General features: G+C 71.0%; 24 protein-coding genes. 17 read left to right on the forward strand and 7 right to left on the reverse strand.

Going from position 1 to position 23601, the window contains the following annotated elements; genetic code table 11:
- Nucleotides 1–2 precede the first annotated feature (2 nt).
- Genes ASE14_RS13950 through aspS form a run of 3 tightly spaced genes read right to left on the reverse strand, consistent with a single transcriptional unit; the run spans nucleotide 3 to nucleotide 3330 of the window.
- Nucleotides 3–929, reverse strand: a complete 927-nt coding sequence (locus ASE14_RS13950) for a formylglycine-generating enzyme family protein (RefSeq protein ID WP_235511395.1) — start codon at nucleotides 927–929, stop codon at nucleotides 3–5.
- A 9-nt stretch (nucleotides 930–938) separates the two neighbouring features.
- A complete protein-coding gene (locus tag ASE14_RS13955; RefSeq protein ID WP_056655583.1) occupies nucleotides 939–1943 on the reverse strand; it encodes a hypothetical protein in 1005 nt (334 codons plus the stop codon).
- A 43-nt stretch (nucleotides 1944–1986) separates the two neighbouring features.
- Nucleotides 1987–3330, reverse strand: coding sequence for an aspartate--tRNA(Asn) ligase (aspS, locus tag ASE14_RS13960; protein WP_056655585.1), 1344 nt, complete (start codon nucleotides 3328–3330; stop codon nucleotides 1987–1989).
- Nucleotides 3331–3403: 73 nt separating this feature from the next.
- Between aspS and ASE14_RS13965 the strand changes: the two genes are divergently transcribed.
- From ASE14_RS13965 to ccsB, 5 genes are read left to right on the forward strand one after another with little or no spacing between them, the layout of a single operon-like run.
- Nucleotides 3404–4048, forward strand: a complete 645-nt coding sequence (locus ASE14_RS13965; protein WP_056655589.1) for a histidine phosphatase family protein — start codon at nucleotides 3404–3406, stop codon at nucleotides 4046–4048.
- 17 nt (nucleotides 4049–4065) lie between these two features.
- Nucleotides 4066–4641 carry a TlpA disulfide reductase family protein gene (locus ASE14_RS13970; RefSeq protein ID WP_235511396.1) on the forward strand — a complete coding sequence of 192 codons (576 nt, stop codon included), beginning with the start codon at nucleotides 4066–4068 and terminating at the stop codon, nucleotides 4639–4641.
- A gap of 4 nt (nucleotides 4642–4645) precedes the next feature.
- On the forward strand, nucleotides 4646–5398 hold the full coding sequence (locus ASE14_RS13975; RefSeq protein WP_056655593.1) for a cytochrome c biogenesis CcdA family protein: 753 nt from the start codon (nucleotides 4646–4648) through the stop codon (nucleotides 5396–5398).
- On the forward strand, nucleotides 5382–7133 hold the full coding sequence (locus tag ASE14_RS13980) for a cytochrome c biogenesis protein ResB (RefSeq protein ID WP_056655596.1): 1752 nt from the start codon (nucleotides 5382–5384) through the stop codon (nucleotides 7131–7133). Before ASE14_RS13975 ends, ASE14_RS13980 begins: the two co-directional genes overlap by 17 nt.
- 57 nt (nucleotides 7134–7190) lie before the next feature.
- The gene (gene ccsB, locus ASE14_RS13985; RefSeq protein WP_082600902.1) at nucleotides 7191–8162 is read left to right on the forward strand and encodes a c-type cytochrome biogenesis protein CcsB; all 972 of its coding nucleotides are present in this window, start codon (nucleotides 7191–7193) and stop codon (nucleotides 8160–8162) included.
- A gap of 24 nt (nucleotides 8163–8186) precedes the next feature.
- On the opposite strand, the gene ASE14_RS13990 is transcribed toward ccsB, so the two are convergent.
- Complete coding sequence (locus tag ASE14_RS13990) at nucleotides 8187–9410, reverse strand: MFS transporter (protein ID WP_056655602.1); 1224 nt, start codon at nucleotides 9408–9410, stop codon at nucleotides 8187–8189.
- Nucleotides 9411–9481: 71 nt separating this feature from the next.
- Here ASE14_RS13990 and ASE14_RS13995 point away from each other — a divergent pair, with 71 nt between their 5' ends.
- Nucleotides 9482–9844 (forward strand): MerR family transcriptional regulator, encoded by a 363-nt coding sequence (locus ASE14_RS13995; RefSeq protein WP_056655605.1) that lies wholly within the window; start codon nucleotides 9482–9484, stop codon nucleotides 9842–9844.
- Here the strand turns inward: ASE14_RS13995 and ASE14_RS14000 are convergent.
- Nucleotides 9834–10853: an o-succinylbenzoate synthase gene (locus ASE14_RS14000; protein WP_056655609.1), complete on the reverse strand. Its 1020-nt coding sequence runs from the start codon at nucleotides 10851–10853 to the stop codon at nucleotides 9834–9836. The two genes, ASE14_RS13995 and ASE14_RS14000, sit on opposite strands and share 11 nt — an antisense overlap.
- Nucleotides 10854–10925: 72 nt before the next feature.
- Here ASE14_RS14000 and ASE14_RS14005 point away from each other — a divergent pair, with 72 nt between their 5' ends.
- The 4 genes from ASE14_RS14005 (at nucleotide 10926) to ASE14_RS14020 (ending at nucleotide 14402) form a co-directional block, all read left to right on the forward strand.
- On the forward strand, nucleotides 10926–11111 hold the full coding sequence (locus tag ASE14_RS14005) for a hypothetical protein (RefSeq protein WP_056655613.1): 186 nt from the start codon (nucleotides 10926–10928) through the stop codon (nucleotides 11109–11111).
- Between the two features lie 48 nt (nucleotides 11112–11159).
- Complete coding sequence (locus ASE14_RS14010) at nucleotides 11160–12098, forward strand: 1,4-dihydroxy-2-naphthoyl-CoA synthase (RefSeq protein WP_056655616.1); 939 nt, start codon at nucleotides 11160–11162, stop codon at nucleotides 12096–12098.
- A gap of 43 nt (nucleotides 12099–12141) precedes the next feature.
- The gene (locus ASE14_RS14015) at nucleotides 12142–13326 is read left to right on the forward strand and encodes an AMP-binding protein (RefSeq protein ID WP_369816500.1); all 1185 of its coding nucleotides are present in this window, start codon (nucleotides 12142–12144) and stop codon (nucleotides 13324–13326) included.
- Between the two features lie 65 nt (nucleotides 13327–13391).
- On the forward strand, nucleotides 13392–14402 hold the full coding sequence (locus tag ASE14_RS14020; RefSeq protein ID WP_056655619.1) for a 1,4-dihydroxy-2-naphthoate polyprenyltransferase: 1011 nt from the start codon (nucleotides 13392–13394) through the stop codon (nucleotides 14400–14402).
- A 1-nt stretch (nucleotide 14403) separates the two neighbouring features.
- Here ASE14_RS14020 and ASE14_RS14025 read toward each other — a convergent pair whose 3' ends face one another.
- Nucleotides 14404–14679, reverse strand: coding sequence for a DUF4229 domain-containing protein (locus ASE14_RS14025; protein ID WP_082600708.1), 276 nt, complete (start codon nucleotides 14677–14679; stop codon nucleotides 14404–14406).
- A gap of 73 nt (nucleotides 14680–14752) precedes the next feature.
- Here ASE14_RS14025 and ASE14_RS14030 point away from each other — a divergent pair, with 73 nt between their 5' ends.
- From ASE14_RS14030 to ASE14_RS14040, 3 genes are read left to right on the forward strand one after another with little or no spacing between them, the layout of a single operon-like run.
- Nucleotides 14753–15193, forward strand: coding sequence for a PLDc N-terminal domain-containing protein (locus tag ASE14_RS14030; RefSeq protein ID WP_082600710.1), 441 nt, complete (start codon nucleotides 14753–14755; stop codon nucleotides 15191–15193).
- Entirely contained in the window at nucleotides 15186–17012 is a 1827-nt protein-coding gene (gene menD, locus ASE14_RS14035; RefSeq protein WP_082600712.1) for a 2-succinyl-5-enolpyruvyl-6-hydroxy-3-cyclohexene-1-carboxylic-acid synthase, read from the forward strand. Before ASE14_RS14030 ends, menD begins: the two co-directional genes overlap by 8 nt.
- Before the next feature lie 39 nt (nucleotides 17013–17051).
- Nucleotides 17052–17906: a polyphosphate kinase 2 family protein gene (locus tag ASE14_RS14040; protein WP_056655622.1), complete on the forward strand. Its 855-nt coding sequence runs from the start codon at nucleotides 17052–17054 to the stop codon at nucleotides 17904–17906.
- A gap of 11 nt (nucleotides 17907–17917) precedes the next feature.
- Here ASE14_RS14040 and ASE14_RS14045 read toward each other — a convergent pair whose 3' ends face one another.
- Nucleotides 17918–19243, reverse strand: coding sequence for an isochorismate synthase MenF (locus ASE14_RS14045; RefSeq protein ID WP_369816493.1), 1326 nt, complete (start codon nucleotides 19241–19243; stop codon nucleotides 17918–17920).
- 42 nt (nucleotides 19244–19285) lie between these two features.
- Here ASE14_RS14045 and ASE14_RS14050 point away from each other — a divergent pair, with 42 nt between their 5' ends.
- The 4 genes from ASE14_RS14050 (at nucleotide 19286) to ASE14_RS14065 (ending at nucleotide 23388) form a co-directional block, all read left to right on the forward strand.
- Complete coding sequence (locus tag ASE14_RS14050; RefSeq protein ID WP_056655626.1) at nucleotides 19286–19993, forward strand: class I SAM-dependent methyltransferase; 708 nt, start codon at nucleotides 19286–19288, stop codon at nucleotides 19991–19993.
- An 88-nt stretch (nucleotides 19994–20081) separates the two neighbouring features.
- On the forward strand, nucleotides 20082–21206 hold the full coding sequence (locus ASE14_RS14055; RefSeq protein ID WP_056656470.1) for a polyprenyl synthetase family protein: 1125 nt from the start codon (nucleotides 20082–20084) through the stop codon (nucleotides 21204–21206).
- A gap of 16 nt (nucleotides 21207–21222) precedes the next feature.
- Nucleotides 21223–22602 (forward strand): FAD-dependent oxidoreductase, encoded by a 1380-nt coding sequence (locus tag ASE14_RS14060; protein ID WP_056655628.1) that lies wholly within the window; start codon nucleotides 21223–21225, stop codon nucleotides 22600–22602.
- Nucleotides 22603–22734: 132 nt separating this feature from the next.
- On the forward strand, nucleotides 22735–23388 hold the full coding sequence (locus tag ASE14_RS14065; protein ID WP_056655631.1) for an A24 family peptidase: 654 nt from the start codon (nucleotides 22735–22737) through the stop codon (nucleotides 23386–23388).
- Nucleotides 23389–23601 lie beyond the last annotated feature (213 nt).

Raw genomic sequence — 23601 nt, forward strand, 5'->3', positions numbered from 1 at the left:
GATCAGACGTCGCGGGCGCAGCGGAAGCCGATGTGCGTCGTCGCCGAGTCATCCGCCTGCGGGGAGCGGGCCGCCGGGCGATAGCGCAGGCAGTAGTCGGGGGAGCACAGGTGCGAGCCGCCCTTGAGCACTCGGCGCGGGATGCGCGAGCCGGGCTCGGCCGAGGCCGCCGCGAGCAGGTTCGGCCGACGTTCGGCGTCGACCGCCTCGACGCCTGGCGGGTTGTGGCGGGCGGTGTAGAAGTCGGTCGTCCACTCCCACACGTTGCCGGTGACGTCGAAGAGGCCGTAGCCGTTCGCCGGGAACGTCATCACGGGGGAGGTGCCGGCCCATCCCTCCGCCCCCGTGTTGCGGTACGGGAAGGATCCCTGCCACCGGTTCACCATGAGCCTGCCGTCGGGGAACTCCTCGCCGCCCCACGCGAAGCGCGCGCCGTCGAGCCCGCCGCGGGCGGCGAACTCGAACTCGGCCTCGGTGGGCAGTCGCTTGCCGGCCCATTCGGCATAGGCCGTGGCATCCTCGAAGCTCACCTGCACGACCGGGTGGGCAGGGCGGTCGACGAGCGCGTCGACGGATGCTTCTGGCCCGAACGGATGCCGCCAGCTCGCGCCGGCACCCCAGCGCCACCACTGCCGCCACTCGCGCAGGTCGACGGGGCCCGAGGTCGGCGTGAAGACGAGCCCGCCGGGCACGAGATCGGTGGGGTCGACGCCTGGGAAGTCGATCGGATCGAGCGGGCGCTCGGCGACCGTGACGTAGCCGGTCGCCTCGACGAACGCGGCGAACTGCTCGTTGGTGACCGGGTGCACGTCGAGCTCGAACGCGTCGACCGTGCGCTCGTGCACGGGCGTCTCGTCGGCGTAGAACTCGTCGGAGCCCATGCGGAACGCGCCGCCCTCGATGCGGATCATGGGCGTGGGCTCGGTCATGCTCCGAGCCTACGACCTCGCACGGAACTCATGGCGGCGCTCGGCCCGCACGGCCGCAGAGACGCCTGCACCATCGCGCGTCCACCTGAAGCTCTCGAGGATTCTGTCCGCGAGCTCCTGACAGGCTCCGCGAGTCAGGTGGTCGCCGCCCGCGATCGTGACCGTGATGTCGAGACCGCTTCGCGGATCGTCGCGCGAGGGGATCGGATGCAGACGGGTCAGGAGGGTGCCGACCGTGTCGTGCGACCACTCCGAGCCGACGACGGTCGGGTGCTCCGTAGCGAAGGTCGATCTCCGGTGCGCGCGCCGGTGCGCGACCGTGATCTCCACGCGCGGGACGAGCGGGTCGAGAGAGGAAGGGGCCGCGTAGCGCCAGGTGCCGCGTTCGCCGGCGACCTCGGTGTAACGCCAGCCGGCCGGGATCTCGAGAGAGAAACGTGCGGGCTCCTCGACTGGCATGCGGATCAGGGTCCAGGTGGTGAGGGCGGCACGTCGCAGTCGATCAGATCTGCGGCCGTACGGGATGAGTCGGACGAGCGCCGCAACCACGCAGACGCCGGCGACGCATGCTCCGATCCAGTGCGCTCCGAGGAAGTCGAGTTCGCTCGAGGATTCGGTGCGCGGATCGGGAAGCACACCGTGGGCTTGAGGGAACGCGAAGGCGAACGCGGCGTCGGCGATCATCGCACCTGCAGAGAACGACAGCGCCGCGTTCAATCGCTCCACGCGGGACACCCGCGTTGTCGCGACGAGGGGGACGAGCACGATCGCCGCCCCCGCGGCGAGGACGACGACGAGCCACGCCGGGATGACCAGCGCCGGGTAGCGAACGATGACGTCCCAACGGGGGCTGTCGTCGGGGTACGTCTGTCCGCCCGAGAGGAACAGCGACGCGAGGAGGAAGACGATGAACAGGAGCACCGGCGCACCCTGAAGGATCAGGAATGCCCGGAGGAGCCGATCGTTCGTGCGGTGGACCGCTGCGGCGCTCCTCGGCGTCACGGTCTTCGGCATCAGGTACCGAGCCCGTAGGTCGCTCAGCGGGACCACGTGGAATCTAGGGAAGCAGGCGCGTCGGTCCGCGGAAGAGGTACGTCGTCTCGCGGATCGAGTGCTCCTCGAGCATGAGCATCAGCACGCGCGCGAGGCCCATGCCGAAGCCGCCGTGCGGCGGCACGCCGTAGCGGAAGAAGTCGAGGTAGAACTCGAGCTCCTCGGGGTCCATGCCCTTGTCGCGAGCCTGCTCGACGAGCACGTCGATGCGGTGCTCGCGCTGCGCGCCCGTCGAGATCTCGACGCCGTTGTAGATGAGGTCGTAGGAGTTCGTGAGGCTCGGGTCGCCCTCGTGGCGCATGTGGTAGAACGGCCGGATGCTCGACGCGTAGTCGACGAGGAACACGAAGTCGTGCCCGAACGCCTCCTTGACGTACGCCGAGATCTGGCGTTCGCCCTCGGGGTCCATGTCGTCGTCGGTGCGGGGGATGACGTAGCCGCGGTCGGCGACGATCTGCTTCGCCTCGGCGAGCGGGATGCGCGGGAACGGGCGCGACGGCACGGCGAGCTCGATGCCGAAGAGCTCGGCGATCTCTGCGCCGTGCTTGTCGACGACGGCCTGGAAGCCGGCGACCATGAGCTCCTCGTGCAGGGCCATGACGTCTTCGTGCGAGTCGATCCAGCTGATCTCGGTGTCGATCGAGGTGAACTCGGTCGCGTGGCGCGAGGTGAACGAGGGGTCGGCGCGGAACGCGGGGCCCACCTCGAAGACGCCGCCGAATCCGGCGGCCTGTGCCATCTGCTTGAAGAACTGGGGGCTCTGCGCGAGGTACGCCTTGTTCTCGAAGTACTCGACCTCGAAGAGCTCGGCGCGCGACTCCGACGCCGAGGCCATGAGCTTCGGGGTCTGGATCTCGATGAGGCCCTTCTCGATCCACACGCCGCGGAGCGCGTGGAGGAAGGTCGTCTGGATGCGGAAGATGAGGGCCTGCTTGGGGTGACGCAGGTCGAGGAAGCGCCAGTCCATGCGCTTGTCGAGGCTCGAGTCGGCCGCGATGGGCGTCTCGGGGTTGGCGGCGGTGACGATCTCGAGCGAGGCGATCTTCACCTCGAGGCCGCCGAGCTTGACGCGCTCGTCGTGCTTGAGCTCACCGGTCACGGTGATGAAGGAGCCGTGCGCGAGCGCCGAGATGGCCTCGGTGGTCGCCAGGCGAGCGGATGCCTCGGCGTCCGCGCCCTCTTCGACCTCGCGCGTCGCGGGGTTCACGAGCTGCACGGCACCCGACTCGTCGCGAAGGATGACGAACTGCACCTTCTTCTGATCGCGCACGGTCTCGACCCATCCGGACACGGTGACGGGGCCGTCGGGGAGGGCGGCGAGGTTCTTGACGAGGGTGCGGGTGTTCACGATCGACCATCCTACCCGCGGGGGTTCCGACGCTCGGCGGATTCAAAGGAAGCCGCTCTCTAGACTGGAAGCCGTGCCGGCCGACCAGATCCATCTCGTGCGCCATGGCGAGGTGTTCAACCCCCAGGGTGTGCTCTACGGGCGACTCTCGGGATACGGGCTCTCCGACCTCGGTCGCAGCATGGCGCAGGCCGCCGCCGACGACCTCGTCACCCGCGATCGCGCCGTCACCGCCCTCGTCTCCTCGCCCCTGCAGCGCACGCAGCAGTCGGCCGAGCCGATCGCCGCGGCCTTCGGCCTCGAACCGGTGCTCGACGATCGCGTGATCGAGCCCGAGAACCGCTTCGAGGGCAAACGCATGCGCGGCCCCGAGGGCGCGCTCCGCGACATCCGCAACTGGCGGTTGCTCGTGAACCCGTGGGAACCGAGCTGGGGCGAGCCCTTCCGGTCGATCGCCGACCGTATGCTCGCCGCCATCGGCGACGCCTGGCAGGCGGCCGACGGCGGCGACGTCGTGATCGTCAGCCACCAGCTGCCGATCTGGATGGTGCACCGTCGCCTTGCCGGCATCTCTCTCGCGCACGACCCCCGGCGTCGGCGCTGCGCCCTCTCGAGCATCACGACGCTCGAGCGGCGGGGCGAGCGATTCGTCGAGGTCGGCTACACCGATCCCGCGGCGGGGCTCTCCGCCCAGGCCACAGATGTAGGAGCAGTGTGATGCGCAGGCGTTGGTCGATGACGGCAGTGGTCGTGGCGTCAGCCCTGCTGCTGACCGGCTGCACGAGCGACCCGCTCGCCGACCAGTTCCGCGAGGGCAGCGGCAAGAACTACATCGCCGGCGACGGCACGATCACGGTCTACCCCTTCGGCGATCGTGGCGACCCCATCGAGTTCACCGGTGAGACGGTCGAGGGCGAGCAGTACGACTCGGCGGATGACGCGGGCAAGGTGCAGGTCGTCAACTTCTGGTACGCGGGCTGCGCGCCGTGCCGGGTCGAGGCGCCCATCCTGCAGGAGGTCTACGACGAGGTCGAGGCCGATGACGTGAGCTTCGTCGGCGTGAACGTGCGCGACCAGGCCGCCAACGCGGCGTCCTTCGAGAAGGACTACGGCATCACCTACCCGTCGGTGCTCGACGTCGAGACCGGCGAGGCGCAGCTCGCATTCGCGGGCAGGGTGCCGCCCGCCGCCGTTCCGACCACCATCGTGCTCGACCAGAACGGCAAGGTCGCCGCCCGCGTGCTCGGCCAGCTGAAGGACGCCTCGATCCTGCAGACGATCATCGACGACCTCCTCGCCGAGCAGGCCTAGCGAAATGGGTGCGGGCGAGATCGTCCTCAACGGGCAGCTGCTCGCAGCGATGCCGATCGCGATCGCGGCCGGCCTCGTCTCGTTCCTCTCACCGTGCGTCCTGCCGCTCGTGCCCGGCTACCTGGGCTACCTGGGCGGCTTCACGGATGCCTCGGCCGACGCCGCCACGGAGCGGAAGAACCGTCGCCGGCTGCTGCTCGGCGTGCTGCTCTTCATCGTCGGGTTCACGGTCGTCTTCGTGAGCTTCAACCTCATCGCGGGCTTCGCCGGTTCGTGGCTCGTGCGCTACGCCGACGTGATCGTGCGCATCGCCGGGGTGCTGCTGATCCTCATGGGGCTCGTCTTCATCGGCCAGTTCACCTTCATGCAGCGCACCATCAAGCCGTCGTGGCGCCCGGCGACGGGCCTCGCAGGGGCGCCGCTGCTCGGCGTCGTGTTCGGCCTCGGCTGGACGCCGTGCATCGGCCCGACCCTCGCCGTCGTGCTCGCGCTCAGCGCCGACTCCGCCTCGGCCGGCCGCGGCGTGCTGCTCGGCCTCGCGTACTGCGTCGGCCTCGGCATCCCGTTCCTCCTCGTCGCCGCCGGCTTCAGCTGGGTGACGGGCTCGCTCGCCTTCCTCCGTCGTCACATCCGTGCGATCAACATCGCGGGAGGCGCGCTGCTCATCGTGATCGGCGTGCTCATGGTGACGGGGATCTGGTCCATCTGGATGTACGAACTGCAGGCGGTGATCACGGGTTTTGTCCCCGCAATCTGACCCGGGCGCCCCTTCGCGGCCCGCCGACCACATCGACTCGACCGAGCCCGAGGCCGGCGACGCCTCCATCGCGCAGCCGAAGCTCGGCTTCGTCGGGTGGCTGCGCTTCGGCTGGCGGCAGCTCACGAGCATGCGCACGGCCCTGCTGCTGCTCCTGCTGCTCGCGATCGCGGCGGTGCCCGGCTCCCTCGTGCCGCAGCGTTCGAGCGACCCCAACGGCGTCACGCAGTACTTCGACAAGAACCCGGAGCTCGCGCCGATCCTCGACGGCTTCCAGATGTTCGACGTGTACACCTCGGCGTGGTTCTCGGCGATCTACCTGCTGCTGTTCGTCTCGCTCATCGGCTGCATCATCCCGCGCACGAAGCACCACTTCGAGGCGCTGCGCGCCCGGCCGCCGCGCACACCGGTGCGCCTGTCCCGCCTCGCCGGTCACACGGAGCGAGCCCTTCCCGAGGGTGAGACGGCGGCGGCCGCGATCGACTCCGCTGCGAAGCAGCTGCGCCAGTCGGGCTACCGCGTCGAGCGGTACGAGCTGCGCGGCGAGCCATCCGTCTCGGCAGAGCGCGGCTACCTCCGCGAGACCGGCAACCTCGTCTTCCACACCGCCCTCGTCGGCGTGCTCGTCGCCGTCGGCTTCGGCGGCGGCTTCGGCTTCTCGGGCCAGCGCGTGATCGTCGAGGGGCAGACCTTCGTCAACACGCTCGCGGCGTACGACTCGTTCAACCCGGGACGCTTCTTCACCGACACCCGGCTGACGCCCTACGGCCTCACGCTCGAGAACCTCGACGCGGTGTACGAGACGCGCAACCAGGATGCGATCGGCCAGCCCATCGACTTCACGGCGCACGTGACCGTGCAGGGCCAGGGCGGCGATCCCGAGGACCGTACCGTGAAGGTCAACGAGCCGCTCTACACGCACGGCACCGACGTGTACCTCCTCGGCAACGGCTACGCGCCGACGATCACGGTGAAGAACGCCGACGGCGAGGTCGTCTTCACCGACGCCGTACCGTTCCTGCCGCAGGACGCGAACCTCACCTCGATCGGCGTCGTGAAGGTGACCGACGGCATGCCCGAGCAGCTCGGCATGCTCGGCTTCTTCTACCCGACGCAGCACGAGCTCACCTCGGGGGCGTACACCTCGAGCTACCCCGACCTGATCCTGCCGGTGCTGACGCTCAACGTCTACGCGGGCGACCTCGGCATCGACGAGGGAACGCCGACCTCGGTGTACACCCTCGATCCGTCGACCATGGAGCAGCTCAACGGCGGCAAGACGGGGGTCGACTCGATCGAGCTGAAGCCCGGCCAGACCGCCGAGCTGCCGAACGGCCTCGGCACCGTGACCTTCGAGGACGTCACCCCCGGCGCCGCCCCCGCGGTCGACGTGGACGACGACGCGGATGCCGCCGCCTCCGAGAGCCGCAACTACTCGCAGAGCGTCTCGCGCTTCGCGAGCTTCGACATCCACCACGACCCGACGCAGATGTGGGTGCTCGCCTTCGCGGCGCTCATCCTCGGCGGGCTGCTCGTCTCGCTCTTCGTGCCGCGCCGACGCATGTGGGTCAAGGCCGTCTCGAAGCCCGACGGGAGCGTCGTGCTCGAGTACGCCGCGCTCGCCCGCGGCGATGACCCGGGTCTGGAGGACGCCGTGACCGGCTTCGCCGACAAGCACGCGGGGCCGGCGGACGCGGACGAAACCGCAGATGCCCCCGAGAAATCTTCGACGTAAGGTAGAACAGTGCAGTTGACGCTCGACGAGATCTCCATCCTCTGCGTGTACTCGGCCATGGTCGTGTACGCGATCGCATTCATCGCATTCTCGATCGACCTCGCGCGGCGCTCGGCAGCCGCGACGGCGGCCACGGATGCTGCGGCTCGCGTCGAGGCGAAGGAGGCCGTCGGCGTCGGTGCATCCGGCGGCCCGAGTTCGGCGGTCGCGGCGAAGCCGGCGGCATCCCTTCGACAGGCTCAGGACGGCGCCGTCGCCTACGGCCGTTCGCCATCGCTGCGCGTCGGCGTCGCGATGACGGTGCTCGCGTGGATCCTGCACCTCTCGGCCACTGTGCTGCGCGGCCTCGCCGCGGGCCGGGTGCCGTGGGCGAACATGTACGAGTTCGCGCTCACGGGCACGCTCATCATCACCACGGTCTTCCTCGTCGTGCTCGTGGTCTCGAAGCAGGACCTGCGGTTCCTCGGCACCTTCATCACGGGCCTCGTGCTCGTGCTGCTCGGCGTCGCCGCCCTGAACTTCTACGTCAGCCCGATCCCGTTGCCGCCGGCGCTGCAGTCGGTGTGGCTCGTCATCCACGTATTCGTGGCGAGCGCGTCGGTCGGCCTCTTCGCCCTCGGCTTCGCACTCTCGGTCGTGCAGCTCATGCAGGCGCGCCGGGAGTCGATCGCGGCGACGGCGAAGGCCGCGAAGCTCACGTTCCTCGCGACGCTGCCCGATTCGGTCACGCTCGAGAACCTCGCCTACCGCATCAACATCATCGGCTTCATCATGTGGACCTTCACGCTCATGGCCGGCTCGATCTGGGCCGAGAAGGCCTGGGGCCGCTACTGGGGCTGGGACACCAAGGAGGTGTGGACCTTCATCATCTGGGTGGTCTACGCCGGTTACATCCACGCCCGTGCGACGCGCGGCTGGCGCGGCTCGCGCTCGGCGTGGCTCGCGATCATCGGCTTCTCGACGGTGCTGTTCAACTTCACCGTGGTCAACCTCTTCTTCAAGGGCCTGCACGCCTACTCGGGTCTCTGATCCGGTGACCCGATGGGGTCGGGGTCATGCCCCGGCCCCCACCGGCCGGAAGGCCGCACGCGCCGTCGCGGCGATGACGGCGGCGACCGCGAGCAGTGCCAGTGCGAGCCACGGCAGCACCTCGACGCCCATCGAGTCGAGGGCGAGTCCGCCGAGGAAGGCGCCGGCCGCGATCGAGCCGTTCCAGGTCGCGACGACCATGGACTGCGCGACATCCGCCGCGTCGCCCGCGATGCGGGCGGGAGCCGCCTGCAGCAGGGTCGGGGCGGTGCCGTAGGCGATGCCCCACGCCCCGAGGGCGACGTAGACCACGACGGGCTGGGCGGCGAAGAGGCCGATGGCGATCATCGCGAGGCCGAGCAGCGCCGTCGCGACGAGCACCATCGAACGCATCCGCCGATCGACGAGGGCGCCGGCGCCGATCACGCCGACCACGGCCAGCACGCCGAAGACGAGCAGCGCCAGGTCGAGGTGGCGGTCGATGCCGGACGCGACGGTGAGCGGGGCGATGTAGGTGTACGCGATGTTGTGCGCGAGCACGAACGCCGCGGTCGTCGCGAGCACGGCCGCGAGTCCCGGCATCCGCAGCACGGAGGAGAGCGACGGGCGCTGCCCCGACCGCTCGCCCGCGAAGGAGGGGAGTGCTGCCGCAGCCCAGATCGCGAGCCCGACGCCGACGACGGCGATGACGCCGAACGCCGCGCGCCAGCCGATCGCGGCGCCGAGGGTGGTCGCGATCGGCAGGCCGAACGCGAAGGCGAGCGGGGTGCCCACCATCGCGATCGAGAGGGCGCGGCCCGAGTGCTCGGGTGCCACGGTGCGCATGGCGTAGCCCGCGGCCATCGCCCAGAGGAGTCCGGCCAGCATGCCGCCGAACATGCGGGCGATGAGGATCACCATGTACGAGTCGGCGATCGCCGTGACGCCGTTGACGAGCGCGAAGCCGATGACGAGCCCGACGAGCAGGGGCTTCCGCGGCAGGCTGCGGGTGACGGCGGTGAGCGGGATCGCGGTGATCGCGGTGGTGACCGCGTAGATCGCCACGAGCTGGCCGATCTGGGATTCGGATGCCCCGAGGTCGGCGCTCATCTGCGGCAGGAGCCCGGCCGGGAGGATCTCGGTGACGACCCCGGTGAACACGACGGCGGCGAGGGCGAGCAGCCCGTTGAGGGGCAGGCGCGTGCGAGGTCGGCGGGTGGTGGTCGCGGGCAGCGGCGGGGCGGAACGGTCGGTGATCGGTGAAGCCATGTCGACAGTGTCGAACCTTGACACTAGTGTGAAGGTCAAGTCGTGAGCCACGCGACGACACAGGAGGCGGCATGCGCATCGGCGAACTCTCGACGCGAACGGGCGTGCCCACGCGCCTGCTGCGGTACTACGAGGAGCAGGGCCTCGTGAGTTCGACGCGCGAGCACAACGGCTACCGCGATTACGAGGAACCGGCGATCGAGCGGGTGAAGCAGGTGCGCGGGCTCATCGAGGCCGGCATCCCGACCGCGGTGATCCGCGACATGCTGCCGTGCCTTGCGAGCACCGCGAACGCCACGGCCCCGGTCATCCAGCGTGAACTCGCCGAGACCCTCGCCGTACGCCGTGCCCAGCTCGATCAGCGCATCGGATGCCTCGCGAAGAACCGCGACGCCATCACGACGTACCTCGAGCGGGCGACGGTCACCGGCTGAGGTCGACGTCGGATCCGACGCCGGCCGCGGCCTCCGCGAGCACCGCATGGCAGCGCACGATGCGCTCGAACCACCACTCGGTGCGCTCGGGCGAGGCGGCGTAGCGCTCGAGCAGTGCGGGGTCGGGCAGCACCCGGCCGACCGGGATCGAGCCGTTTTCGGGGATGAGGGGTGAGCGCGTGACATCCGCTGCCAGCAGCGAGGCCGTGCCGAGGCCGCAGTCGTATTCGAGCGAGGTGACGGATGCCGCGAGCTGCGCGCCCATCGACAGGCCGATGCTCGTGTCGAGGGCGCTCGACACGACGACAGGCAGGCCGGTGCGGCCGATGAGCTCGAGCGCGCGGTGGATGCCGCCGAGCGGCTGCGCCTTGATCACGAGCAGGTCGGCGGCTCCGGCCTCGGCGACGGCGAGCGGGTCGTCGGCGCGGCGCACGCTCTCGTCGGCGGCGATCGGCACGCCCATGTACTTCGTGCGCCGACGGATCTCGGCGAGCTCCTCGACGCTCGCGCAGGGCTGCTCGACGTACTCGAGGTCGAACGGCGCGAGGGCGTGGATCGCGTGCTCGGCCTCGTCGACGTTCCACCCGGCGTTGGCGTCGATGCGGATGCGTCCCTCGGGGCCGAGCGCCTCGCGCGCGGCGCGCACCCGCGCCACGTCCTGCGCGAGCGTCTGGTCGGGGCTCGCGACCTTGACCTTCGCCGTACGGCATCCGGGGAATCGCGCGAGCACCGCGGCGACGCTGTCGGGGTCGACGGCCGGGACGGTCGCGTTCACCGGGATGCGGTCGCGCAGCGCGGGCGGCGGGGTCGTCCAGCCGAAGTCGATGGCCGCGGCCAGCCAGGCGGATGCCTCGTCGTCGGGGTACTCCACGAAGGGCGAGAATTCGGTCCACCCCTCCGGCCCCTCGAAGAGCACGGCCTCGCGCACGTCGATGCCGCGGAACCGCGTCACGAGGGGGAGGGCCACGACTCTGGCGGTGGCGAGCAGTTCGTTCGGCTCGGGCAGCATGTGCCCAGTCTCGCACCCCCTGCCCGCAGACGGGGCGGACTGTTAGGGTGAACGCCCACAAGGGGGTGCGTGATGGACGGATTGCAACAGCTCGGCATCGAGGGCACCGAAGTGGCCGAGGAGCCGGTGTCGAAGAACGTGCTCATCGGCGTCGGGGGAGTGCTGCTCGTGATCGCGGCCCTGATCCCGATCACCGCGGCGGTCATCACGGTCGTGGTCGTCGTCACGAGCTACGGCGGCGCGATGCTCGGCCTCTGACGGGGCATCGGCCGCTCGTGCCCGGCACCGGCGGAATAGGCTTGGGGCATGAGCGCCGAGGTGTCTGAACTGTTCGATGCGAGCGAGTGGACCGAGGCGCCATCCGCGGCCGGATTCACCGACATCACGTACCACCACTCGAACGACGGCCGCATCGCGCGCATCGCGTTCGACCGGCCGGAGGTGCGCAACGCGTTCCGACCGCACACGGTCGACGAGCTCTACCGTGCGCTCGAGGACGCGCGCACGAACCCGCGCATCGGCGTGGTGCTGCTGACCGGCAACGGGCCGAGCGCGAAGGACGGCGGCTGGGCGTTCTGCTCCGGCGGCGACCAGCGCATCCGCGGGCGCGACGGCTACAAGTACTCCGACGCCGAGACGGCGATCGTCGACGGCGCGGGCGGCACCGCCGACCCGCACGGGCACGCGGCGGTCGGGCGGCTGCACATCCTCGAGGTGCAGCGGCTCATCCGCTTCATGCCGAAGGTCGTCATCGCGGTCGTGCCCGGCTGGGCTGCCGGCGGCGGTCACTCGCTGCACGTCGTCTGCGACCTGACCATCGCGAGCCGCGAGCACGGCCGGTTCAAGCAGACGGACGCCGACGTCGGCAGCTTCGATGCCGGCTACGGCAGCGCGTACTTCGCACGGCAGATCGGGCAGAAGTTCGCCCGCGAGGTGTTCTTCCTCGCCGAGGAGTACTCGGCCGAGCGCGCCTACGAGATGGGCGCCGTGAACCGGGTCGTGCCGCACGCCGAGCTCGAGCGCGAGGCGATCGCAATGGCCCGCACGATCCTGACCAAGTCGCCGACCGCGGTGCGCATGCTGAAGTTCGCGTTCAACGCCGTCGACGACGGCATGGTCGGCCAGCAGGTCTTCGCGGGCGAGGCGACGCGTCTCGCGTACGGCACCGACGAGGCCGTCGAGGGTCGCGACGCCTTCCTCGAGAAGCGCGACCCCGACTGGGGCCCCTACCCGTGGCACTACTGATGCCGGTTACGGCACACCGCCTCCAAGGGGTTTCGTGAGCGACGTGAAACCCCTCATCCGGGTCGCAGCCGGCGACACGCGCGTGATGCTCGCGCAGCTGCGGCAGGCCGTGCTCTTCGACGGGGCGGCGCTCGCCGTGCTGCCGGTGCCGGGCGACACCGAGCCCTCCCGTGACGACCTCATCGCCGCGCACGTGCCGCGCGACGTGGCGCTCGTCGTCGAGACGAGCGGGTCGACGGATGCCCCGAAGCGCGTGATGCTCTCAGCCGCGGCATTGCGCGCGAGCGCGGGTGCGACCGAGCAGTGGTTCGGCGGTCAGCACGGCCAGTGGCTGCTCGCCCTGCCCGCGACCTACATCGCGGGCGTGCAGGTGCTCGTGCGGTCGATCCTCGCGGGCACCGAACCCGTCGTGCTGCCGCCAGGGCACTTCGATCCGCGGGCGTTCGCCGTGGCATCCGCTCGGCTCGACCACGAACGGGTGCGGCTCACCTCCCTCGTGCCCGTGCAACTGGCCCGCCTCGTCGAGGCCGCTGCCGCGGATGCCGCGGTCGCCGACGCGTTGCGCTCGTTCGACCGGATCCTGCTCGGCGGCCAGGCGGCGCCGGCCGGGCTCGTGGAGCGGGCCGCCGAACTCGGCGCCCGCGTGCACCGCACCTACGGATCGAGCGAGACCGCGGGCGGCTGCGTCTACGACGGCATTCCGCTCCCTGGCGTCGGGGTGCGCATCGTCGACCGTGAGGTGCAGCTGAGCGGCCCGATGCTCGCGAACGGGTACCTCGACGACCCCGAGCGCACGGAGGCGGCGTTCACGACCGACGCCGACGGCTCCCGCTGGTATCGCACGGGCGACCTCGGCGAGCTCGCTGCCGGCGCGCACGGCCTCAGCCGGCTCCGCATCTCGGGGCGGGCCGACGACGTCATCATCTCCGGCGGCGTGAAGGTCGCGCTCGGCGAGGTCGAGCGCGCGGTCCGCGCCGTTCCGGGGTTCGCCGAGGCCGTCGTCGTCGCAATCGACGACGCCGAGTGGGGTCAACGGCCCGCGGTCGCGGTAGCGGGAGCCGCGGCATCCGCGACCCTCGCCGACCTCGCAGCGGCGACGGATGCCGCGGGGCTCTCGCCTGCGGCACGACCCGTGCGGATGCTCGGACTCGATGCGCTGCCGCAGCTCGCCTCGGGCAAGCCCGATCGGCGACGCCTCGCGCAGCTGCTCGCCGAGTCGCCCGCGTAGGCCGACGAGGTCGACGAAGGCCGTCGCCGAGCCCGCTCGAAGGTGCCTCGAACTAGCATGTTCGTGTGGCCCGCCCGAAACCCCAACGTCTGAATCCCGCCTCCGATCTCCCGGCGAAGTCCCGCACGCCCGGGCGCAGCGGCAACCCGGCGAAGGCCGCCCGCGGCCCGGCATCGCCGAAGGCGGCATCGCGCGAACGCGCGACCGCCGCCGACTGGGTGTCCGGCGCCCGCCTGCGCACCCTGCCGCTCGCGATCGCCCCGGTCGCGCTCGGCACCGGCGCCGGCATCGTCGCGATCCCCGACGGCCCGTGGCACCCCGCCCGGGCGCTGCTCGCCCTCGTGGTCGCGCTCGCCCTGCAGATCGGCGTCAACTACGCCAACGACTACTCCGACGGGGTGCGCGGCACCGACGAGCACCGGGTCGGCCCGGCGCGGCTCACGGGTTCAGGGGTCGCGAAGCCCAAGCAGGTGCTCGCCGTCGCGCTGAGCTTCTTCGCCCTCGCCGCACTCGCGGGCCTCGCGCTGACGATCGTGACGGGGCAGTGGTGGATGCTCGCGGTCGGCGCGGTCGCGATCGTCGCCGCCTGGTTCTACACCGGCGGCAAGCACCCCTACGGCTACTACGGCCTCGGCGAACTCTTCGTCTTCGTGTTCTTCGGCCTCGTCGCGACGGCCGGTTCGGCGTTCGTGCAGGCGCTCGCGGTCAACTTCGAGGCGTGGCTCGGCGGCGTCGGCGTGGGCCTCCTCGCCTGCGCGGTGCTCATGGCCAACAACCTTCGGGACGTCGCACAGGACAAGATCGCCGGCAAGCGCACCCTCGCCGTGCTCGTCGGCCCGCTCGCGGGGCGCATCCTGTTCACGGTCTTCATGCTCGTGCCGTTCGCGTTCGTCGCGTTCTTCGCACTGCTCTACCCGACGGCGTGGCTCGTGATGTTCGCGCTGCTCGCGGCGCTGCCGGCCTGCCTCATCGTGCTGACGGCGAAGACGCCGCGCGAGCTCATCATCGCGTTGCAGCTCGCGAGCCTCACGGCGCTCGTCTACGGCGTCGGGCTCGGGCTGGCGTTCGCGCTCTGATCTACTGGTCGCGCTTGCCGCGTTCGATCGCGGCGTCTTCGACCTCGTCGTCCTCGTTCACGACCGGCTTCTCGCGGTGGCGGGCGGCGTAGAGGTCGTTCGACATCGACTCGCGCGGGCGGCGGAGCAGGAGGAGCGAAGCGCTGAGGCCGAAGACCGCGGCGATGATCGCGGAGACCATCGGGTCGACCTGCGCGAGGAGGAGCACCGTGAGCGGGACGGCGAACAGCAGCACCCGCAATGCGGTGTACCAGATCCAGACGGGCACGGATTTCACCCGATCAGTCTAGGTCGGTGCGCCTGAGCGCACTCACAGCCGGGAACGGGGCGCACACGCCTAGACTGAGGGCATGGTGAGGTTCTACGTGGTGCTCATCGTGGCCGCGGTGGTCTTCTCCATCTATGCCGTCGCTGATTGCGCGTTCTTCGACCGGATGCGCATCCGAGGGCTGAGCCGCGGCTGGTGGATCGTCGTCATCATCTTCGTGCCGATCATCGGCGGGCTGCTCTGGTTCCTCATCGGCCGAGGCCGCGCAGGCCGTTCCTCCGGCGGTCGCTCGCGCACCCTCGCGCCCGACGACGACGCCGAGTTCCTGCGGCAGCTGGGCACCGAGGCCGAGCAGGACGAGCGCATCCGTCGCATGGAGCAGGAGCTCGCCGACCTCGACGCCGATGGTGCCACGGGTGACGCGGCCGCACCGCCCGAGGGCGCGGCCGGCACCGAGCGCAAGCGACCCGACACCCCTGAGACACCGGGTGAGTCCGGTCCGTCCGGCCGCCCGAATGGCTGAGCCGGCCCACCGAACGGCGAGCCCCGCGAGCGACAGCGCGATGGCGCTGCTCGGCGCCCTCGTCGGCCATGGCGTCGTCGACCTCGTCGTCGCGCCCGGTTCCCGATCGCAAGCCCTCGCACTCGCCGCCGCCGAGCTCGAACGCGCCGGCGTCGTGCGCCTGCACGTGCGCATCGACGAGCGCGGTGCGGCGTTCCTCGCCCTCGGCCTCGCGGTCGAGTCGGGGCGCCCCGTGCCGATCATCACGACCTCGGGCACGGCCGTCGCGAATCTCCACCCCGCGGTGCTCGAAGCCCACCACTCGGGCCTGCCGCTGATCGTGCTCTCGGCCGATCGGCCGGCGGAGCTGCGCGGCATCCGCTCGAACCAGACGACCATGCAGCCGGGCATCTTCGCCGGTGCGGTGCGCCTCGAGCGCGACGTCGCGGCACCCGAAGGCGCCCCGGGCGAAGCGGATGCCGCGGCGCGCCTCGCCCGTGACGCGGTCGACGCCGCACTCGGCCGCGACGCCGACGGGCGCCTCGTGCCGCACCCGGGCCCCGGCCCCGTGCACCTCAACCTGCAGTTGCGCGAACCGCTGTCGGCGGCGATCACGGATGACGCGCGACGGACGCTCGCGGCGGTTGGCCCGGGCGCTGCACCGGCCGATCACCCGATCGACGGGGGAGCGACGCCCGCACCCATCGCGCCCGGCCCGCGCACGGTCGTCGTGGCCGGCGCCGGTGCCGGCGCGGCCGCCGAGCAGTTCGCACGCGACGGCGGCTGGCCGCTGCTCGCCGAGGTCTCGAGCGGCGCCCGCTTCGGGCCGAACCTCGTCGTCGCCTACCGCGAGCTCCTGCACGAGCCGGGCTTCGGCGATGAGATCGAACGCGTCGTCGTCTTCGGGCATCCGACGCTCTCCCGAGAGGTGCCGGCGCTCGTGCAGCGCGAGGGCGTCGAGACGATCGTCGTCGCGCCGTGGGGCATCGAGTGGTTCAACCCCGGGCGCCGAGTCGGCCGGTTCGAGCGCGCCGTGCGCGCCGAACCGCACGCGCAGAGCACCGAGGAACGGGCCTGGACGGGGCGCTGGGTGCGCGCGAGCCGCATGCTCGTCGAGGCCGGCCTCCCGCCCGCCCCGCTGCAGCGCGACGGCATCGACGAGACCGGCCACGTGTCCGACTTCGAGGCCCAGCGCGAGTACATGAAGGCCCAGCTCGCCGCCGTGCGCGCGCCCGTCACCCGGCGCATGCTCGTCGACGCGGTCTGGTCGGCGACCTGGCCGCACGACCGGCTCCTGTTCGGGGCGTCGCGGCTCATCCGCGACGCCGACCGGGCGGTGCCCGGCCGGCGCATACCCGTGCATGCGAACCGCGGGCTCGCGGGCATCGACGGCACCGTCGCGACCGCCGTCGGCGTCGCGATCGCGAGCCAGTCGCCGCTCCCCGGTGCTTCGACCGGCGAAGCGGATGGCGCGGCGCAGGCATCTGCGCCGCCGACCCCCGCGCACGCCGGCGTCACCCGCGCGCTGATCGGCGACCTCACGCTGCTGCACGACGTCGGGTCGATGCTCCTCGGCGAGGGCGAGCAGCGCCCCCGGGTGCAGCTCATCGTCGGCAACGACGGCGGCGGCACCATCTTCGATTCGCTCGAGGTCGCGGCATCCGCCCCCGCTGAGGCGTTCGACCGGGTGCAGTTCACCCCGCAGCACGCTGACCTCGCGGCGCTCGCCGCCGCCTACGGCTGGGCGTACACGCGGGCGACCACCCGCGGCGAGCTCGACGAGGCGCTCGGCACCCGCGTCGACGGCCCGTCGATCCTCGAGGTGCCGCTGCCGCGCTGACACTTGCCGCGGCATCCGCTCGCTCGGCAGGATGGGGGCATGAGCCGCGAGACGTACTGGACCGCCGACCCCGCCAACCTGCTGCTCGTCGGCGACGGCTTCGAACTGTCGAAGACCGACTCGCGTGCACACCCCGGGTTCGACGGCGACAAGGCCGCAGGGCAGGACGCGCTCGCCGAGGGCGCCGAGATCCTCGCCCAGTTGCAGGAGCAGCTCTTCGCCATGAGCCGCATGGGAGACGAGCGCCGCATCCTGCTCGTGCTGCAGGCGATGGACACCGCGGGCAAGGGCGGCATCGTCAAGCACGTCATGGGGTCGGTCGATCCGCAGGGCGTGCAGCTCGCCGCGTTCAAGAAGCCGACGCCCGAAGAACTCCAGCACGACTTCCTGTGGCGCATCCACAAGCAGGTGCCCGGCGCCGGCATGATCGGCGTCTTCGACCGATCGCACTACGAAGACGTGCTCATCGGCCGGGTGCGCGCCCTCGCGTCGCCCGAAGAGCTCGAGCGGCGCTACGAGGCGATCAACGAGTTCGAGGCCGAGCTCGCGGGCACCGGCACGACGATCATCAAGGTCATGCTGCACATCTCGCGCGACGAGCAGAAGGCCCGGCTCACCGAGCGGCTCGCCCGCCCCGACAAGCACTGGAAGTTCAACCCGAGCGACGTCGACGAGCGGCTGCTGTGGAACGACTACGCGGCGGCCTACCAGCAGGTCTTCGACCGCACGGCGACCGCGGATGCCCCGTGGTTCGTCGTGCCCGCCGACCGCAAGTGGTACGCCCGCCTCGCCGTGCAGCACCTGCTGATCGATGCGCTCGAGGACATGGACCTCGATTGGCCGAGGGCCGACTACGACGTCGCCGAGCAGCAGCGGCGGCTCGCCGCGAGCTGACGCTCGGCGGCTCAGCCGCCGAAGGCCTCGACGATCGGGCGGAACTTCATCACGGTCTCGGCGAGCTCGTCGGCCGGCACGGAGTCGTGCACGATGCCGCAGCCGGCATACGCCGTGACGGTGCCGTCGGGGTCGACCTGCGCGCAGCGCAGCGCGATCGCCCACTCGCCGTCGCCGTCACCGTCGATCCAGCCCACTGGGCCGGCGTAGCGGCCGCGGTCGAAGCCCTCGAGCTCGGCGATCGCGGGCAGCGCGATGCTGCGCGGGGTGCCGGCGACGGCGGCCGTCGGGTGCACGGCCTGCACGAGGTCGAGCGAGCTCGAGCCGTCGCCGAGGGTGCCCTTGAGGTCGGTCGCGAGATGCCACAGGTTCGGCAGCTGCAGGGTGAACGGCTCGGGGCTCGTGTCGAGGCGGGCGGTGTGGGGGGCGAGTCGCTGCACCGCGCTCTCCACGGCGAGCGCGTGCTCGGCCCGGTCCTTCTCGGAGGCCGCGAGGGCGAGCGCGCGTTCGCGGTCGGAGGCCTCGCCCGCTCCGCGCGACGCGGTGCCGGCGAGCACGCGGGCGGAGACGGTGCCGTGGTCGACCCGCACGAGCGTCTCGGGGCTCGCGCCGATGAGCCCGTCGACGGCGAAGACCCAGGTGTCGGGGTAGTCCTCGGCGAGGCGGTTGATCGTCGCCCGCAGCCCGGCGTCCTCATGCAGCTCGCCGACGAGCTGGCGGGCCAGAACCACCTTCTCGAGTCGTCCGGCCTCCTCGAGCTCTCCGGCGTCCTCGAGCTCTCCGGCGTCGATGCGGCGCACGGCTTCGGCGACGGCGGCCTCGTAGGCCACGGGCGGCAACGAGCCGGGAGTGAATGCGACGCGAGGCACCTGGCGCTTCGGCGCCGGCTCGGGGAGGGCGACCTCGGCGGAGCCGGAGGCATCCGTCGCCTCGTCGTCGCCCGTGTCGAGCGAGATGCGGGTGACCCAGGCGCGGCCGTCACGGCGGCCCATCACGAGCTCGGGCACGATGAGCACGCTCATCGCCTCGGACTCGTCGGCGAACGCGAAGGCGCCGAACGCCACGAGCCCGGTGCCGGGCAGGCCGACCCGGTCGTCGATCTCGGCCAGCTCGGCGAGGGAGGTCCACGCCGCCGCGGCGTCTTCGACCCTGGTCGCACCCGTCGTCTCGATGCGCACGACCTCGCCGAGCCCGACGATGCCCTCGCCCCGGCGCATCCAGACGAGCGGATGCCGTGGATCGGCGCGTGGAATGAGCGGCTCGGTCTCATCGACGGCGACGGTGCGAACGACGAGCCGAGCACTCGCGGCCTGCACCGCGTCATCCGTCTGACTCACCGCCCCAGCCTACGCCGAGCTCGCGCGCCGTAGGATCGAAGGATGACCCGCGCAGACCTCGGCAAGCAGCCCGACCAGGTGTCGGCGATGTTCGATCGCGTCGCCGCGAGCTACGACCGCACCAACACCGTGCTCTCGGTGGGCAACGCCCCGCTCTGGCGCGTCGCCACGACGCGAGCGGTCGGCCCGAAGCCCGGGCAGCGCATCCTCGACGTCGCGGCGGGCACGGGCACCTCGAGTGCGAGCCTCGCCAAGTCCGGGGCATCCGTCGTCGCCGCGGACTTCTCGCCCGGCATGATCGAGGTCGGTCGCCGTCGGCAGGCGAGCGTGCAGAACCTCGTGTTCGTCGAGGCCGACGCCACGAAGCTGCCGTTCGGCGACGACGAGTTCGACGCCGTCACGATCTCGTTCGGCCTGCGCAACGTCAACGAGCCCAAGAAGGCCCTGGCCGAGTTCTTCCGCGTGACCAAGCCCGGCGGCAAGCTCGTCATCTGCGAGTTCTCGACCCCGCCCGCGGCGCTCGTGCGCACCGGGTACGGCATGTACCAGCGCTACGTCATGCCGCCGCTCGTGAAGCTCTCGAGCTCGAACGACACGGCCTACGACTACCTCAACGAGTCGATCAACGCCTGGCCCGACCAGCCCACCCTCGCCGGGTGGATCCGCGAGGCGGGCTACACGGATGTCGCGTGGCGCAACCTCACGCTCGGCGTCGTGGCGCTGCACCGCGGTCGCAAGCCGCTCGCCTGAGTCACTCGCCTGGGCGGCGAACGCCACCCGCCCGGTTCGCCATGGCCGACGCACGTTCGTGCAGATCGACCCCGATAGGCTAGTGAGCGTGAAACCGAGTCACCCGGTCGCCCGTCGAGGCTCATCGCTCGCCGCCAATCTCGGGCTCAGCGAGCGCGTCTTCGCCTCCTCCGCCGACAAGGCGATGGCGAGGGCGATCGACGACGGACTCGACCGTGTCGAAGCCGGCCTCCTCGACGAGGTGCAGTTCGCCGACACCATCGCGGATGTCTCGACGCGCTACCTGCTCCAGGCAGGGGGCAAGCGGGTGCGTCCCATGCTGACGCTGCTCACCGCGCAGCTCGGCGCCGGCGTGACCGACGACGTCGTCACCGCCGCGGAGGCGATCGAGATCACGCACCTCGCGAGCCTGTACCACGACGACGTCATGGACGACGCGGACCGTCGTCGCGGCGTGCCGAGCGCGCAGGCGGTCTGGGGCAACTCGGTCGCCATCCTCACCGGCGACCTGCTCTTCGCCCGCGCCAGCCAGCTCATGGCCGGCCTCGGCGAGGGCGCCATCCGCATGCAGGCGACGACCTTCGAGCGGCTCGTGCTCGGCCAGCTGCACGAGACCGTCGGCCCGCAGCCGGGCGACGACCCCATCGAGCACTACATCCAGGTGCTCGCCGACAAGACCGGGTCGCTCATCGCGGCCGCCGCCCAGTCGGGCATCATCTTCTCGGGCGCCGACCCCGGCCTCGAAGCCCCCATCATCGAGTTCGGCGAGAAGATCGGCGTGGCGTTCCAGCTCGTCGACGACGTCATCGATCTCTCGCCGCAGCCCGCCGAGACCGGCAAGGTGCCCGGCACCGACCTGCGCGCCGGCGTCGTCACCCTGCCGATGCTCCGGCTCGCCGAGCAGGCGAAGACCGACGCGGCATCCGCTGCCCTGCTCGAGCGGATCCAGCGCGACGTGGTCATCGCCACCGGCCCCGCGGCGCCCGGCGACCCGATCGACACGAACACCCTCGCCTCGCGTATCGTGCCCTCGAAGGAGACGGTCGATGCGATCATCGCCGAACTCCGGGAACATGGAGCCACGCGCGCTACGCTCGCTGAGGCCCACCGTTGGGCGCGCGAGGCGGTCGCCGCACTTGCGCCGCTGCCCGAGGGCAGTGTGAAGAAGGCGCTCACACGATTCGCCGAGACGGTCGTTGAGCGCGAGAGCTGATGGAGAGACCACGCACGTGACGAGGAACAAGCTGAGACTGGCGATCGTCGGGGCAGGCCCCGCCGGCATCTACGCCGCGGACATCCTGCTGAAGGCCGAACGCAACTTCGACGTCTCGATCGACCTCTTCGATCACCTGCCCGCGCCGTACGGCCTCGTGCGCTACGGCGTCGCGCCCGACCACCCGCGCATCAAGGGCATCATCACGGCGCTCCGCGAGGTGCTCGACCGGGGCGACATCCGCATCTTCGGCAACGTGAAGTTCGGTGAGGACATCGGCCTCGACGACCTGAAGAAGCACTACAACGCCGTCATCTTCGCGACCGGCGCCGTCAAGGACGCCTCGCTGAACATCCCGGGCGCCGAGCTCGAGGGCTCCTACGGCGCGGCCGAGTTCGTCAGCTGGTTCGACGGGCACCCCGACTTCCCGCGCACGTGGCCGCTCGACGCGAAAGAGGCCGCGGTCATCGGCAACGGCAACGTCGCGCTCGACGTTGCACGGATCCTCGCCAAGCACGTCGAAGACCTCATGTCGACCGAGATCCCCGCGAACGTCGCCGCCGGCCTCGCGGCCTCGCCCGTCACCGACGTGCACGTGTTCGGCCGTCGCGGCCCGACCTCGGTGAAGTTCACGCCGCTCGAGCTGCGCGAACTCGGCGAGCTGCGCGATGTCGACATGATCCTGTACGACGAGGACTTCGACTACGACGACGCCGCACGCGCGGCGGTCTCGGGCAACAAGCAGGTCTTCGTCATCGACAAGGTGCTGAACCAGTGGCGCCAGCGCGAGGTCGGTGAGGCGTCGCGTCGCCTGCACCTGCACTTCTTCGCGAAGCCGCTCGAACTCGTCGACGACGGCGAGGGCAAGGTCGGCGCCATCCGCTGGGAGCGCACCGCGCCCGACGGCGAGGGCGGAGTGGTCGGCACCGGCGAGATCCGCGAACTGCCCGTGCAGGCCGTCTACCGCGCCGTCGGCTACTTCGGTTCGCAGCTGCCCGGCATCCCGTTCGACAAGAAGTTCGGCGTCATCCCGAACCACGAGGGCCAGGTGCTCACCCGCGACAAGGGGACCGGCGAGCCGCGTCAGATGTACGGCGTCTACGCGACCGGCTGGATCAAGCGCGGCCCCGTCGGCCTCATCGGGCACACCAAGTCCGACGCGATGGAGACCATCAAGCACCTCATCAACGACCTCGGCAACTGGTGGGACCCCGAGTCCCCGTCGGAGGAGTCCGTCGTCGAGATGCTCGAGTCGCGCGGCATCCGCTGGACCGACCTCGACGGCTGGCACCGCCTCGACGAGCACGAGCAGGCGCTCGGTTCCGCCGAGGGCCGCGTGCGCGTGAAGGTCGTGCCGCGCGACGAGATGGTCGACATCTCGCGCCCCGAGGCATAACCCTTCCTGCGGGTTGAGGAGGCCGCCCGCGGCCGTCCCGTGGGTTGAGGAGGCCGCCTGCGGCCTTCGCGTGGGTTGAGGTGGCCGCCCGCGGCCGTCTCGAAACCCCCGTGACCCGCTACGCTCCCACCCATGCCCCTGATCGCGTCCACGCTGATCGCCGCCCTGCTCGGCTTCGTGCTCGGCTGGTGGCCGCTCGCCGCCTGGACCGAGCGTTCGATGCAGGGCGAGCGGATGCCGCAGCGCACGCTGCGCTCTCTGAGTCTCGCCGCCGCGATCACCACTGCCGTCGTCTTCGGTGTGCTCGCGCTGCGGTTCGGGCTCTCGTGGACGCTGCCGGCGCTGCTCGTGTTCGCCGCGTGCGCGACCGTGCTGTCGATCGTCGACCTCGCCGAGAAGCGGCTGCCGAACGCCGTCGTCTTCCCGGCGCTCGGCGCCGTGGCGGTGCTGCTCGTGCCGGCGACGTGGGCGACCGGCATCTGGATGACGCTCGTGTGGGCGCTCGTCGGCTGTGCGGCGATGTTCGCCGTGTACTTCGTGCTCGCACTCATCTCGCCCTCATCGATGGGCATGGGCGACGTGAAGCTCGCGCTCGTGATCGGGCTGCTGCTCGGCTGGTTCGGACTGTCGGCGTGGCTCGTCGGACTGCTCGCGGCCTTCGTCGTCGGGGGAGTGATCGCGCTCATCGCGCTCGCGTTGAAGCGAGTGACGCTGCGCGGATCGATCCCGTTCGGGCCGTCGATGCTCGTGGGGGCCTTGGTGGCGGTGGTGTTGGTCGGGGGATGATTCCGGGGGGAGCGACGAGTCGGTGCTCAGCGATCGGGTAGCGACAAGAGTGGTAGCACGACCCCTGTTGTGGGGACTGTTATCGACGTGAGCCGTACGGTTTGCTGTTTCGGCACCTCCTCCGTTCCGTCCGGCTCGTCGAAACGAGCGGCTGCCCGTTGCCGTGGTGATCGACCGGCGCTGCCCTAAGCGCCATGATGCTCCCGCGGTTGT

Origin of the sequence: Agromyces sp. Root81, from assembly GCF_001429165.1 — a bacterium.
GTDB lineage: Bacteria > Actinomycetota > Actinomycetes > Actinomycetales > Microbacteriaceae > Agromyces.